Here is a 12,815-nt window from a genome sequence, read left to right on the forward strand (position 1 = left end):
TCAGGCTTGTGCCAGGGCCTCGTTGAGCGCCCGCTCCAGCTCGCCCTTGTGGCGCAGGTAGCGAATACTTGAACCTTGACCCTCTGCCAGCAAGTCGCAGAGGTCAAGGTCAGTGATGTAGCAGCGGTAGCGTTCGGCTTGCCGGCGCTGGCCGACGATCTCCCGGGCGACCATGGCGTACAGCTGGTCGCCATGCTCAAGTTCACAGTACTCCCGTTGATTGCAGTAGAGCGTGACCTGCACCTGGTTCTCGGCGCCCGGCTGCACGATCGCCTGCACGTCGTAATACGGCGTGTCGAGGGTCATGGCCGGTGCCGGGCGTGGTTCGGCAATGCGGGCCTTGCCCGGGCCCGATGGCAACAGCTGGTAGTAGAGGATCTTAAGCGAACCCAGGCTATGCAGGTGGTCCAGCGGCCGGCTGGCATCGCGACGGAACAAGATCGACTCAAAGAAGCGCTGCAGTGGCAGCAGCAGGCTGCTTTCGTCATGAAACGGCAGGCGCTGCTGCCACAGGGCATTGTGTTCATCCAGCACGTGGATGTCTGCCCAGGCATCCTGAACGCGATAGAACACCTGGATGGCCCCGGGCATTCCCAGCGGCAGGACTTGCGCCAGGTCGTGGTCCTGCAGGGCATTGGCGTCCAGGTGCAACGGGCTGTAGTCGAGGCGTTCTTCGCCCAGGTAGTCCAGCAGTGCTTCGTTGCCTTCCAGGGTGATTACCTCCACTGCGCCAGGCTGCAGTTCAAGCGCATGCGTGTGCTGCTCAACCTGTAGCAGGTAGCGGTGGCCCAGCCTCTGGCCGAGCAGGTCCTGGGCGCTGACGAACACCTCCTCGACCCGCAGGGCGATGGCCTGCGCCCGGTTGTGGCAGAAGCAGCGGACCTGTAGCCGGGGCCGATGAGCGCCGCTGCCCAGGCTGTTGAGGTAGTCGCGCAGGCAGTACAGCAGTGCATGCTCGCCGTCATAACGGCGGACCTGAACCTCGTTCCAGCTGTTGAGCGTGACCTGGTCCAGGGTCAGTACCAGGTTTTCGCGCACGCCGGCGTAGCTGAGCGAGTCGGTGCGCTCGGTGGTCATCAGGATGTTCAGCTCGCGGTGGTGCCGCAAGGGGTCGATACCGACGTTGACCAGCAACAGCAACTCATCGACCACACTCGGTTGCAGCAGGCGTTGCTCGCTGACGGTGGACAAGGGCAGGGCCACGCTCTGTTGCAGGCTGCCGATAAGGTTGAACAGTTCGAGCTCGCTCAAGTCGCTGTCGCCCGGGTGCAGGGCCAGCCGCGTGCTGCTGTCGATCACGCCATTGCGGTGGGCCCAGGCCAGCAGTTCGAGCAGATCGCGGCAGCGCTTGAGCGGGGTGAAGTGTTCCCACTCATGGACGCCCAGGTTGCCGTTGTACAGCCCCCAGTGATGGTGCCCGGGTTCCTTGCGGTCGACGGCGCGGACCAGGGTCAGAGTATCTTCGGCCAGATCCTGGGCGATGCCGGGGTTGATGAACTCGACCTTGCCGGCACGGCGCTCGAAGGCGGCGTACAGGCGTCGGCCGAGCACGTTGAGGTCGCGCTGGCCAATACGGTTGTCGGCGTTCTGGTGACGGGCGAACTGGCAGAGAAAGCGATAGCTGTGGTTCAACTCGTTCACCAGGGCCCGCCGCTCGGCAGCGACCTGCCGCACCTTCCACTGACTGCGGTTGTCGAGCAGCGTCAGCTGGCGTTCCTCCCAACCCCATTCCTGGCTCAAGCGCTGCAGCAGGTTGCGTTGCCAGCTATTGCTGCGCTGGCTGGCCGGGCCGCTGAGTTTCTTGTTGACCTTCAGGTACAGGCTGCGACGCACCAGCTCCAGCCGTTCGTTTTCACCGCGACCCTGCAGGTACTGCTCGATGCGCCGGTAGACCATCATGTAAGGGTCGAGCTCGTCGAGGTCCAGGCGATTGGCGAACACGGCCTGCTTGAACTGCAGGCTCAGGCACTGCACACGGGGAAACTCACTGGCATAGACTTCGGTGAGCAATAGCTTGAGCACCGACTTGTAGGGGGATTCGATGCCCTTGAACAGTTGCCAGAGTCCGGCACCGATGAATTCGCCCGGCGGGATATGCGCCAGGTGGCCCAGGTCCAGCGCGTCTTCGGCACGCACGAAGCGCTTGGAAAGCAGGGTCTGGATGTAATCCTGGTAGCGGCGCTCTTCATAGACGGGTACCAGCCACCACAGCGGTGTGCGCCCAGCCAGCCAGATCGCGGTGCGATAGAACTCGTCCAGCAACAGGTAGTGCTGGGTGGTGCCGCAGTCGTCGGAACTCAACTGGCTGTCGCGTTCGCCCTGCACGAAGCTGTCGGGCTCGATCAGGAACAGGTGGGCTTCAGCGCCCTGGCTGGCGGCCCAGGCCTCCAGCAGCAGGCATTTCTTGCGCAGCTCCGCGAGTTCGACCTCGCTCAGGTCGGCGGCATGGCAGACCCACAGGTCCATGTCGCTCTGCTCGGCCTGGGCCAGGGTGCCCAGGCTGCCCATCAGGAACAGGCCGTGAATGGGTTGATGGGGGCTGGCGCGGCGGGCCTTGTAGGAGAAGGACCGGGTCAGGCGCTGGGCTTCGGCCAGCAACTGCGCGTCTGGCTCGAAGCCTGAAACACCGGCAGGCGTGGTACCGGAAACATAACCGGGCAGCAGCGGATGATTGACGTGGAAGAACAGAGGCAGCAGGTTCAGGACCCGTTGCTGGCGGCTGGACAGTCCCTCCATGGCTCGCGCCAGACGGCCCTGGTTGAGCGTAAGGAACCGTGCGCGCAGCTGGCTGAGCACCTTGCGGTCGATTCCCTGGTCAAGGTCGGGGCGGATTTCGTGAGGGTGGTTCATTGGGTGCCAAGGCCGGCCGTCAGGGGAGCATCGGCGAGTTTAGCCTGAGTGGCGTGCTCGGATTAAGGCGTATTTAATTTTTGACGCCATTTTATTAGCGCTGGCCGCATCGCGGGTCGAGCCCGCTCCTGCGCGGAGCGGGCCTGACGGGATCAGGCTGGCTGGGGTGTCTTGAGGATGGTCAGCAATTGCTGAACACTCTCGGCAGCGTCATGGCCCAGGCTGGTCAGGTAGCCGCCATCCGGCTGGTCGGTCAGTTGCTTTTCATGCAGGCGTTTTGCAGCAGCGATGATGTCAGGAGCAGCGGTTGCGTGGACCTTGATGCCTTCCTGGTTGTTATCCAGGTTGAACAAGGCAAGGACTTCCAGCTCGGCAATCAGTTCTGGGGTAAACGACATAGAGACTCCGACTTCCAGACAAGGAGGGCAGCACCGTTGCCGGTGCCTGGCTTTGCAGTGTAGTCAGGGAAATCCTGCTTTGCCTCACTGCTTTTCCGGCGGCAGCTCGGGCAGGGCGCGCAAGGCGGTTTCGTACCATTCGGTGTCGAACGCGCGGTCTTCATCGAGCATCGCGTCAATCTCGTAGGCCAGTACATGGGCCATGAGATTGAGGATGTCCTCGCGCTCGTAACCCACCAGGGTCAGTTTGTTGAAGGTGGCTTTGGCCGCCGGAGGGTTATCGCTTTCGATCTGGTTTTCGATCGCTTCGATCAGGGTCGACTCGGTGAATTCTTCTTCGTCATTGTCGATGTCGGTTGGTTCGCTCATGGGCGTTGTCCTCTGTAGGGGGGACCAGTTTGCCACGAGCCAGGCGCCAATGCCTTGCTATCGACAATCTCGATGATGCTGGTCAGTGCCTTGTACTTGAGTCTATAAACAATCCGGCCAACCCCTTATCGGCCTGGAGGCTGTTTCATGCTCAAGCTTCATGGATTTGCAGTCAGCAACTACTACAACATGGTCAAACTGGCGCTGCTGGAAAAGGGTGTCCCGTTCGAAGAAGTGCCGTTCTTCGGTGGCCAGAGCCCCGAAGCGCTGGAGAAAAGTCCGCGTGGCAAGGTGCCGACACTTGAAACCGAACACGGCTTTCTCAGTGAAACCAATCTGATCATCGAGTACATCGAGCAAACCCAGGGCGGCAAGCCGCTGCTACCGAAGGATGCCTTTGCCCAGGCCAAGGTGCGGGAGCTGGCCAAGGAAATCGAGCTCTACATCGAGCTGCCAGCCCGTGCCTGCTACCCCGAGGCGTTCTTTGGCACCAAGGTCGATCCGGCCATCAAGGACAAGGCCAGGGCCGAGTTGCTTGCAGGCCTGGCCACACTCAAGCGCAACGGCAGTTTTGACCCCTATGTGGCCGGCAGCGAAATGACCATCGCCGATATGCTGTTCTGCTTCAGCCTCGACCTGGCCAGCGCCGTGGGCAAGGAAGTCTTCGACATGGATGTGCTGGAGGACTTCCCGCAGGCCAAGGCCTTGCTCAAGCACCTTAAGCAGAATCCGCATGTACAGAAGATTGCAGCCGACAAGGAAGCGCAGATGCCGGCGTTCCTGGAGATGGTGCGCTCCGGCAAACGCTAAGCAATTGGGGGCGAAGCAAGACAAGAATGATCCTACGCATCACTAGGAACTATCTGGCTTCATCGGGTCTTGCTTCGCTCACACAATGCAGCTTTATCCGTAGGCTTGGGAGGCTGTAATGCTTCGATTGCATGGATTTGCTGCAAGCAACTACTACAACATGGTCAAGCTTGCCCTGCTGGAAAAGGGCCTGCCCTTCGAAGAAGTGCCCCTGCACGGTTGCCAGAACCCCGAGACCCTGGCGATCAGTCCGCGTGGCAAGGTGCCGGTGCTGGAAACCACCCAGGGCTTCATCAGCGAGACCGATGCCATCCTTGATTACCTGGAAGAAGTCTGGCCGTCGGTTCCACTGTTGCCGACCGCGCCCTTCGCGCGCGCGCAGGTCCGAGCACTGGCCAAGGAAATCGAGTTGTACATTGAGCTGCCCGCCCGCTACTGCTATGCCGAGGTGTTTTTTGCTGGCAGGGCAACGCCCGATGCCTTGAAGGCCAAGGCCAGGCGCGATCTGGACAAGGGCTTTGCGGCCCTGGGCCAGCGTGGCCGGTTTGCCCCGTTCGTGGCTGGAAAGCACCTTACCCTGGCCGACCTGTACTTCGTCTTCAGCGTCGATCTGGCGCAAGAAGTCGGCAAACGTCTGTTCGGGGTGGACTATCTGCAGGCGTTGCCGGCCGCCAGGGGGCTGCTCGAGCGCCTGGCCGAAAATCCCAACGTGCAGAAAGTAGCGGCAGACAAGCAGGCCGAGATTCCGGCCTTTCTGGCCCGGCTGCAGGCAGCGGCCCGGTCGCAGCGGACCGAGTAGCTGCCTGGCGGAGGGGGTTAGCGCGAGGCCAGCAGTTGCTGGCCGCGTGCCACAGCAGCCCGCACCTGGGCCGGTGCGGTGCCGCCAATGTGGTTGCGGGCATTGACCGAGCCTTCGAGGGTCAGCACGGCAAACACATCCTCATCGATCTGGTCGCTGAACTGGCGCAATTCGTCCAGGCTCATCTCGGCCAGGTCCTTGCCGGTATCCACGCCGTATTTCACCGCATGGCCGACGATTTCGTGACAGTCACGGAACGGCAGGCCGCGGCGAACCAGGTAGTCGGCCAGGTCGGTGGCGGTGGAGAACCCGCGCAGGGCGGCTTCACGCATGATCGCGTGACGCGGCTTGATCGCCGGGATCATGTCGGCGAAGGCGCGCAGCGAGTCGCGCAGGGTGTCGGCGGCGTCGAACAGCGGTTCCTTGTCTTCCTGGTTGTCCTTGTTGTAGGCCAGCGGCTGGCCTTTCATCAGGGTCAGCAGGCCGGTCAGGGCGCCGAAGACGCGACCGGTCTTGCCGCGTACCAACTCCGGCACGTCGGGGTTCTTCTTCTGCGGCATGATCGAGCTGCCGGTGCAGAAACGGTCAGGCAGGTCGATGAACTGGAACTGGGCGCTGGTCCACAGCACCAGTTCTTCGGAGAAGCGCGACAGGTGCATCATCGCCACGCTGGCGGCGGCGCAGAATTCGATGGCGAAGTCACGGTCGGACACGCCGTCGAGCGAGTTGCCGGCCACGGCTTCGAAGCCCAGCAGCTGGCAGGTCAGTTCGCGGTCGATCGGGTAGGTGGTGCCGGCCAGTGCGGCGCTGCCCAGGGGCATGCGGTTGGTGCGCTTGCGGCAGTCGACCAGGCGCTCGTAATCGCGGCTGAGCATTTCGAACCAGGCCAGCAGGTGGTGCCCGAAGGTCACTGGCTGGGCGGTCTGCAGGTGGGTGAAGCCCGGCATGACGGTTTCGGCTTCACGCTCGGCCTGTTCCAGCAGGCCCTGCTGCAGGCGGGTGATTTCGGCCAGGATCAGGTCGATCTCGTCACGCAGCCACAGGCGAATGTCGGTGGCGACCTGGTCGTTGCGGCTGCGACCGGTGTGCAGCTTCTTGCCGGTGATGCCGATGCGGTCGGTCAGGCGTGCTTCGATGTTCATGTGCACGTCTTCCAGGTCGACGCGCCAGTCGAAGTTGCCGGCCTCGATTTCACCCTGGATGGTCTTGAGGCCATCGATGATGCTGTCGCGTTCGGCGTCGGTGAGCACGCCGACCTTCGCCAGCATGGTGGCATGGGCGATCGAACCCATGATGTCGTGGCGGTACAGGCGCTGGTCGAAGTTGACGGAGGCGGTGAAACGGGCGACGAAGGCGTCGACGGGCTCACTGAAGCGGCCGCCCCAGGACTGATTGGTCTTGTCGGTGCTCATGGATTCACTCGTTGAAGGCGTGAACGGAAAAGTGGCGTCGATGATAACAGGGTTGATGCCCGTGCCGCAGGGCGGCGGTCGGGGCAAATACGGGTTTATGTCGCGCTGACACCAATAAAGACCCTGCTCAGAGCAGGATATTTATCGAATGAACGGCAGTGTTGCGGCAACCGTCTACAGTTGGACAGAGGATCGGCATGTTTCCTGCCGGACCAGTGAATCTTTAGCCATCGTGCGAGTCTGAGCGTGGATCGCAGTGACGGTCGTCACCTCACCTGTCTACGCTATCCTTGTGCGAGACTCACGCAGGAATCCAGCACCATATGAATGTCCTGATCGTTGATGACGAACCCCAAGCCCGGGAACGCCTGAGCCGACTGCTTGGCGAACTGGAGGGCTATACAGTTCTGGAGCCCAGCGCCACCAATGGCGAAGAGGCCCTGGCCCTGATCGACAGCCTCAAACCCGAGGTGGTGTTGCTCGACATCCGCATGCCGGGCCTGGACGGTCTACAGGTCGCTGCCCGCCTGTGCGAGCGCGAAGCCCCGCCTGCCGTTGTGTTCTGTACGGGTGACGATGAGTTCACCGTGCAGTCCTTCACCGACAGCACCCTGGGTTATGTGCTCAAGCCCGTGCAGCCCGATAGCCTGCGCGACGCCTTGCGCAAGGCCGAACGTCCCAGCAGGGTGCAACTGGCCGCACTGACCCGGCCGGCCGCCGAGAGCGGGAGCGGACCACGCAGCCATATCAGTGCCCGTACCCGCAAAGGCATCGAGTTGATCCCGCTGGACCAGGTGATCTACTTCATTGCCGATCACAAGTACGTGACGCTGCGCCATGAAAACGGCGAAGTGCTGCTCGACGAGCCACTCAAGGCCCTGGAGGACGAGTTCGGCGAGCGCTTCGTGCGTATTCACCGTAACGCACTGGTCGCCCGCAATCGTATCGAGCGACTGCAGCGAACGCCGCTGGGGCATTTCCAGCTGTTCCTCAAGGGGCTCAACGGCGATGCCCTGATTGTCAGCCGCCGCCATGTCGCCGGCGTGCGCAAGATGATGCAGCAACTCTGAAGGGCGCGAGTCGGTAGCGTCCTGGCGACCAGGGATGGTCGCATGCTTACGTGATATAGATCTGCAAGCGGATTGGGCTGAGCTGTTATCATCGGGAGAATCTATCTCGTACGGATCGTTCCATGTCCACTCGCGAAATCCGCATCGCCACCCGCAAAAGTGCCCTGGCCCTGTGGCAGGCCGAATATGTCAAAGCTCGCCTGGAGCAGGCGCACCCCGGGTTGCTCGTGACCCTGGTGCCGATGGTCAGCCGTGGCGACAAGCTTCTGGATTCGCCGCTGTCGAAAATCGGTGGCAAGGGCCTGTTCGTCAAGGAGCTGGAAACCGCCCTGCTGGAAAACCAGGCCGATATCGCCGTGCACTCGATGAAAGACGTGCCGATGGACTTCCCCCAGGGCCTGGGCCTGTACTGCATCTGCGAGCGTGAAGACCCGCGCGATGCGTTCGTGTCCAATACCTTCAAGAGCCTCGACGAGCTGCCCGCCGGCAGCGTGGTGGGCACTTCCAGCCTGCGCCGCCAGGCCCAACTGCTGGCCCGTCGCCCGGACCTCGAGATCCGCTTCCTGCGTGGCAACGTCAATACCCGCCTGGCCAAGCTCGATGCCGGTGAGTATGACGCGATCATCCTGGCCGCCGCCGGCCTGATCCGCCTGGGCTTCGAAGACCGCATCACATCCGGTATCAGCGTCGACGACAGCCTGCCTGCCGGTGGCCAGGGCGCAGTGGGCATCGAGTGCCGCAGCGCCGATAGCGAAATCCACGCGCTGCTGGCCCCGCTGCATCACCAGGACACCGCCGACCGCGTGGTTGCCGAACGCGCGTTGAACAAACGCCTCAATGGCGGTTGCCAGGTACCGATTGCCTGTTACGCCGTGCTGGAGGGCGAGCAGCTGTGGCTGCGCGGCCTGGTGGGCGAGCCCAGCGGCGGCAAACTGCTGACCGCCCAGGCCCGGGCACCCCGCGGCGATGCCGAGGCCCTTGGTGTCCAGGTGGCTGAGGACCTGCTCAAGCAAGGCGCCGAAGAGATTCTCAAGGCGGTCTATGGCGAGGCCGGCCACCCGTGAGCGGCTGGCGCCTGCTCCTGACCCGGCCGGCGGAAGAATGCGCGGCCCTGGCTCAGTCACTGGCTGAACAGGGCGTATCCAGCAGCAGCCTGCCGTTGCTGGAGATCGAGGCGCTGAGCCTGGATGAGCCCAGCCTGGGCATGTTGCGCGCGCTGGAGCAGTACGCCGCGATCATCGTGGTCAGCAAACCGGCGGCTCGCCTCGCAATTGCCGGTGCGACCCGGTACTGGCCCCAATTGCCGCCGCTGGCCTGGTTCACGGTGGGCGCCGCCACCGCGCAAGTGCTGCAGGACCAGGGGTGCCGGGTCAGTTATCCACAAGCCGGCGATGACAGTGAGGCGTTGCTGCAACTGCCAGCCTTGCACCAGGCGCTGGCCGGTCCGGCACCGCGGGTGTTGATCATGCGCGGCGAAGGGGGTCGCGAACTGCTTGCCGAGCGTCTCACCGAGCTAGGTGCTAGTGTCGATTATCTGGAACTCTACCGTCGCAACCTGCCTGCCTACCCGCCGGGCGCGCTGTCTGCGCGTGTGGTCGGGGAACGCCTGAATGGCCTGGTGGTCAGCAGTGGACAAGGTTTTGAACACCTGCGGCAACTGGCGGCAGGTGACTGGGCGCAGCTGGCCCGGTTGCCCTTGTTCGTGCCCAGCCCGCGGGTAGCGCAACAAGCCCGGGAAGCCGGTGCGCAGTATGTAGTGGACTGTCGCGGTGCCAGCGCCGCGGCTTTGATGACAGCGTTGCGGCAAACGACCGCACCTGCCCCTGAGGCGCTAAGCTGATTGGCGACGAGCCCAATGCAAAGGATGGATACGTGAGCGAAACTGTCTTGCCCAACGATGATCTGCAATCGACGCCTGAGTCGTCTGAACCCACTGTCGCTACTTCCGGCAAACGCTCGGGCAATGGCCTGGCGCTCCTGGCCCTGCTGCTCGGTGCGGCGGGTGTTGCGGTTGGCGGGTGGGGGGTATGGCAGGTACGTCAGCTCCAGGGTGCCGAACAGGGGCAGGGCCAGTACCTGCAATCCCTGAGCGAGAAGACCCAGGCATTGCAGCTGCGTGAGCAGCAGATCTCGGCGCAGCTGGCGAGCCTGCCCGCTGCCACCGAGCTTGAAGACCGCCGCCGTCTGGTGGCCCAGTTGCAAGGTGACCAGCAGCGCCTGAGCCAGCGCCTGGAAACCATCCTCGGTGCGAGCCGCAAGGACTGGCGCCTGGCCGAGGCCGAGCACCTGCTGCGCCTGGCCAGCCTGCGCCTGTCGGCCCTGCAGGACATTGCCAGCGCCCGCGCCCTGGTCGAGGGCGCCGATCAGATCCTGCGCGAGCAGAGCGATCCAGGCGCCTTCGCTGCCCGCGAGCAACTGACCAAGAGCCTGGCTGCCCTCAACAGCACCCAGCAGCCGGACCGTACCGGGTTGTTCCTGAAACTGGCGGCCCAGCGTGAACAGGTGCAGCAGCTCAGCGCCCTGTCCCCGGAATTCAACTCAGGTGCCGATGCCCTCGGCGCCTTGACCGCCGATGGCGATGGCGCCAGTCGCTGGTCGCAGTGGTGGGCAGAGCTGTCGAAGTACTTCCAGATCGACTTCGATGCCGACGACAACATCCGTCCGCTGCTGGCCGGACAATCGCTCAATCAACTGCGCCTGGCACTGAGCCTGACCATCGAGCAGGCCCAGTGGGCCGCGCTCAATGGCGAAGCCAAGGTCTATACCCAGGCCCTGGATGATGCACGCAGTGTCCTGCTGGCCAACTTCAACCCGGACAACCCGCAGAGCAAGGCCATGCTCGACAGCCTCAATGCGTTGGCCGATGAGCCGGTCTCGGTGGTGGTCCCGGACCTGGCAGACAGCCTCGCCGCCGTTCAGGCCTACCTGGAGCGCCGGCACCTGCCGGCCGAGGAGGCCAAGCCATGAAACGCGTCTACCTGCTGGCGGTCATCGCCATTGCAGCGGCGGCTGCGCTGGGCATCGCGATCGCCAAGCACAGTGGCTACGTGCTGATTTCCTACGGAGGCTTTCGCTATCAATCCGGGCTTTGGGCCGCACTGGCAGCCCTGGCGAGCATCATCCTGGTGATTTTGCTGGTGCGCTACCTGGTTGGCCTGGTGCTGACCTCCAGCGGTGTGGTCAACCCCTGGTCGCGCCGTAACCGCAGCCGGCGTACCCGCCTGGCCATCGAGCAGGGCCAGCTGGACCTTGCCGAGGGTCGCTGGGCCAGCGCCCAGCGCCACCTGCAGCGCGCTGCCGAAGCCGAACGCCAACCGCTGTTGTACTACCTGGGTGCGGCGCGGGCCGCCAATGAACTGGGACGTGTCGAAGACCGTGACAACCTGCTCGAGCGTGCGCTGGAACGCCAGCCGCAAGCCGAGCTCGCCATTGCCTTGAGTCATGCCCAGTTGCAGATGGATCAGGGTGAAAGCGAAGCGGCCCTGGTTACCCTGCAGGCCATGCAGGAGCGTCATCCCCATAACGCCCAGGTGCTGCGCCTGCTGCAGCGCCTGTATCGCGAGCGCGGCGACTGGTCGGCACTGATCCGGCTGATGCCGGACCTGCGTAAGGACAAGGTCTTGCCCGCTGCCGAACTGGCGGAACTGGAACAACGGGCCTGGGGTGAGAACCTCAGCCTGGCCGCCAGCCGGGAAGGGGAAGAACAAAGCGCCCGCCAGTCACTGGAAAGGGCCTGGCAGCAGCTCACTGCCGCCCAGCGCCAGGAGCCGCAACTGGTGCTGGCCTATGCCGAGCAACTGCGTCAGCTGGGCGCCGAGAGCGAGGCCGAGGAGGCGCTGCGCACGGCGCTCAAGCGTCAGTATGAAAGCCATCTGGCACGGCTCTATGGCCTGGTGCGCGGGTCCGACCTGGCTCGCCAGCTGCAGACTGCAGAAGGGTGGTTGAAGCAGCATGGCGATGACCCGAGCCTGCTCCTGACCTTGGGACGACTGAGCCTGCAGAATCGGCTGTGGGGCAAGGCGCGTGACTATCTTGAAAGCAGCCTGCGCCTGCAACGCAACCCCGAGGCCTGTGCCGAACTGGCGCGGCTGCTGGCCGGGTTGGGCGACACCGAACGCAGCAACCAGTTGTTCCAGGAAGGTCTGGGCTTGCTGGATGAGCGGCTGCTGGCACTGCCTTTGCCGGAGGCCGTTCGAGCTTGACGTACCCTTGGGCTCGCGCCAGATCGCGAGCCCAAGCCCTCGGAGTATTTTCCTACATACTCCTTCGCCAGAGCCTGCCAAATGACGAGGCAGTTTCTGCGTCATCTCCCGATTATTCCTTTTCCAGTCAGTGACTTGTCGTAGTTGTAGTGCCTTGAAACAAGGCGCGCCTTTCCTCTACCGTTTAGACCTGTCCACCTCGAACACTGGATACTCCATGCTCATGGCTCGCTTGCGCTCACTGTTCTTTCCGGCCTTCCTGGCCTCAGTGTTGATGCTGGGCGTCGCGTTCTATCTCGAATGGGGCATGGGGCTGGCGCCGTGTCCGTTGTGCTACAGCCAGCGATTGTTCCTGGGGGCCTTCGCGCTGGTCTGCCTGTGTGCATTGGTACAGGCGCCCGGGCGTCTGGGGGTGCGTGTCTATGCCGCACTGGCGCTGTTCTTTGCCACGGGTGGCGCCATCCTGGCAGCCAGGCATGTCTGGTTGCAGGGCATACCGTCGCGGGTCGCCGCCGACTGCGCGCCACCGCTGGGCTATGTGATCGAAAGCATGCCGCTGGGCCAGGTGTTCAAGGCCATGGTCGTCGGAAGCCCGGACTGTGTGCCGATCAACTGGAGTTTTCTCGACCTGACCATCGCGGAGTGGAGTCTGCTGTCCTTCGTCCTGCTGGCGACCCTTCCGCTTTTTCGCTTGTTCGGACAAAGCCGTTCGGCGCTTCACCTGCGCTGAAAATCCGCTGCAAACGGTTGCCGGTGCATTCGACCGGCGGCATCGTCAGAAAGGATTAAACACTTGTATGAACTTTGTCGCGTGCGTACCTTGAAGCCTGGGACGCACGGGAATAATCTCCCTGCACGCATATCGAAAACACAGCTGCTCGATGCCGTCCTGCTGATTTCACCTT

12 protein-coding genes and 1 pseudogene are annotated in these 12,815 nt (G+C 63.2%); 9 read left to right on the forward strand and 4 right to left on the reverse strand.

Features of this window, described 5'->3' with window-relative positions; genetic code table 11:
- The 3 genes from ACIQUS_RS01365 to ACIQUS_RS01375 form a co-directional block, all read right to left on the reverse strand.
- A complete protein-coding gene (locus ACIQUS_RS01365) occupies positions 1-2,850 on the reverse strand; it encodes a class I adenylate cyclase (RefSeq protein WP_403041866.1) in 2,850 nt (949 codons plus the stop codon).
- A gap of 152 nt (positions 2,851-3,002) precedes the next feature.
- On the reverse strand, positions 3,003-3,248 hold the full coding sequence (locus ACIQUS_RS01370; protein WP_403041869.1) for a TIGR02647 family protein: 246 nt from the start codon (positions 3,246-3,248) through the stop codon (positions 3,003-3,005).
- Between the two features lie 84 nt (positions 3,249-3,332).
- Positions 3,333-3,617 carry a hypothetical protein gene (locus tag ACIQUS_RS01375; protein ID WP_011336519.1) on the reverse strand — a complete coding sequence of 95 codons (285 nt, stop codon included), beginning with the start codon at positions 3,615-3,617 and terminating at the stop codon, positions 3,333-3,335.
- A gap of 147 nt (positions 3,618-3,764) precedes the next feature.
- Here ACIQUS_RS01375 and ACIQUS_RS01380 point away from each other — a divergent pair, with 147 nt between their 5' ends.
- Together ACIQUS_RS01380 and ACIQUS_RS01385 are read left to right on the forward strand one after the other, a co-directional pair.
- Positions 3,765-4,427 carry a glutathione S-transferase family protein gene (locus ACIQUS_RS01380; RefSeq protein ID WP_403041873.1) on the forward strand — a complete coding sequence of 221 codons (663 nt, stop codon included), beginning with the start codon at positions 3,765-3,767 and terminating at the stop codon, positions 4,425-4,427.
- Positions 4,428-4,545: 118 nt separating this feature from the next.
- Positions 4,546-5,226, forward strand: a complete 681-nt coding sequence (locus ACIQUS_RS01385) for a glutathione S-transferase family protein (RefSeq protein ID WP_403041876.1) — start codon at positions 4,546-4,548, stop codon at positions 5,224-5,226.
- Positions 5,227-5,243: 17 nt separating this feature from the next.
- Here ACIQUS_RS01385 and argH read toward each other — a convergent pair whose 3' ends face one another.
- Complete coding sequence (gene argH / locus ACIQUS_RS01390; protein ID WP_403041879.1) at positions 5,244-6,638, reverse strand: argininosuccinate lyase; 1,395 nt, start codon at positions 6,636-6,638, stop codon at positions 5,244-5,246.
- A 219-nt stretch (positions 6,639-6,857) separates the two neighbouring features.
- Here argH and ACIQUS_RS01395 point away from each other — a divergent pair.
- The 7 genes and pseudogenes from ACIQUS_RS01395 to ACIQUS_RS01425 form a co-directional block, all read left to right on the forward strand.
- A pseudogene (locus tag ACIQUS_RS01395) lies at positions 6,858-6,965 on the forward strand (sensor histidine kinase); the annotation flags it as partial.
- Positions 6,962-7,708 carry a LytR/AlgR family response regulator transcription factor gene (locus ACIQUS_RS01400; protein ID WP_403041882.1) on the forward strand — a complete coding sequence of 249 codons (747 nt, stop codon included), beginning with the start codon at positions 6,962-6,964 and terminating at the stop codon, positions 7,706-7,708. The pseudogene ACIQUS_RS01395 and the gene ACIQUS_RS01400, both read left to right, overlap by 4 nt.
- A gap of 122 nt (positions 7,709-7,830) precedes the next feature.
- Positions 7,831-8,772 (forward strand): hydroxymethylbilane synthase, encoded by a 942-nt coding sequence (gene hemC, locus ACIQUS_RS01405; protein ID WP_403041915.1) that lies wholly within the window; start codon positions 7,831-7,833, stop codon positions 8,770-8,772.
- Complete coding sequence (locus ACIQUS_RS01410; RefSeq protein ID WP_403041917.1) at positions 8,769-9,548, forward strand: uroporphyrinogen-III synthase; 780 nt, start codon at positions 8,769-8,771, stop codon at positions 9,546-9,548. Before hemC ends, ACIQUS_RS01410 begins: the two co-directional genes overlap by 4 nt.
- Positions 9,549-9,580: 32 nt before the next feature.
- Positions 9,581-10,675, forward strand: coding sequence for a uroporphyrinogen-III C-methyltransferase (locus ACIQUS_RS01415; RefSeq protein ID WP_403041920.1), 1,095 nt, complete (start codon positions 9,581-9,583; stop codon positions 10,673-10,675).
- Positions 10,672-11,910: a heme biosynthesis protein HemY gene (locus ACIQUS_RS01420; RefSeq protein ID WP_403041923.1), complete on the forward strand. Its 1,239-nt coding sequence runs from the start codon at positions 10,672-10,674 to the stop codon at positions 11,908-11,910. The genes ACIQUS_RS01415 and ACIQUS_RS01420 overlap by 4 nt, the downstream gene beginning before the upstream one ends.
- A gap of 217 nt (positions 11,911-12,127) precedes the next feature.
- Entirely contained in the window at positions 12,128-12,640 is a 513-nt protein-coding gene (locus ACIQUS_RS01425; protein WP_403041925.1) for a disulfide bond formation protein B, read from the forward strand.
- Positions 12,641-12,815: the final 175 nt, after the last annotated feature.

This window comes from Pseudomonas sp. NPDC090755 (genome assembly GCF_044769005.1).
GTDB lineage: Bacteria > Pseudomonadota > Gammaproteobacteria > Pseudomonadales > Pseudomonadaceae > Aquipseudomonas.

Excerpts from the sequence above, each read along its gene's own strand:
- ACIQUS_RS01365 (WP_403041866.1), bottom strand. The coding sequence starts at position 2,850 with ATGAACCACCCTCACGAAATCCGCCCCGACCTTGACCAGGGAATCGAC.
- ACIQUS_RS01385 (WP_403041876.1), top strand. The coding sequence starts at position 4,546 with ATGCTTCGATTGCATGGATTTGCTGCAAGCAACTACTACAACATGGTC.
- hemC (WP_403041915.1), top strand. The coding sequence starts at position 7,831 with ATGTCCACTCGCGAAATCCGCATCGCCACCCGCAAAAGTGCCCTGGCC.
- ACIQUS_RS01420 (WP_403041923.1), top strand. The coding sequence starts at position 10,672 with ATGAAACGCGTCTACCTGCTGGCGGTCATCGCCATTGCAGCGGCGGCT.
- ACIQUS_RS01425 (WP_403041925.1), top strand. The coding sequence starts at position 12,128 with ATGCTCATGGCTCGCTTGCGCTCACTGTTCTTTCCGGCCTTCCTGGCC.
- ACIQUS_RS01380 (WP_403041873.1), top strand. The coding sequence starts at position 3,765 with ATGCTCAAGCTTCATGGATTTGCAGTCAGCAACTACTACAACATGGTC.
- ACIQUS_RS01375 (WP_011336519.1), bottom strand. The coding sequence starts at position 3,617 with ATGAGCGAACCAACCGACATCGACAATGACGAAGAAGAATTCACCGAG.
- ACIQUS_RS01400 (WP_403041882.1), top strand. The coding sequence starts at position 6,962 with ATGAATGTCCTGATCGTTGATGACGAACCCCAAGCCCGGGAACGCCTG.
- ACIQUS_RS01370 (WP_403041869.1), bottom strand. The coding sequence starts at position 3,248 with ATGTCGTTTACCCCAGAACTGATTGCCGAGCTGGAAGTCCTTGCCTTG.
- argH (WP_403041879.1), bottom strand. The coding sequence starts at position 6,638 with ATGAGCACCGACAAGACCAATCAGTCCTGGGGCGGCCGCTTCAGTGAG.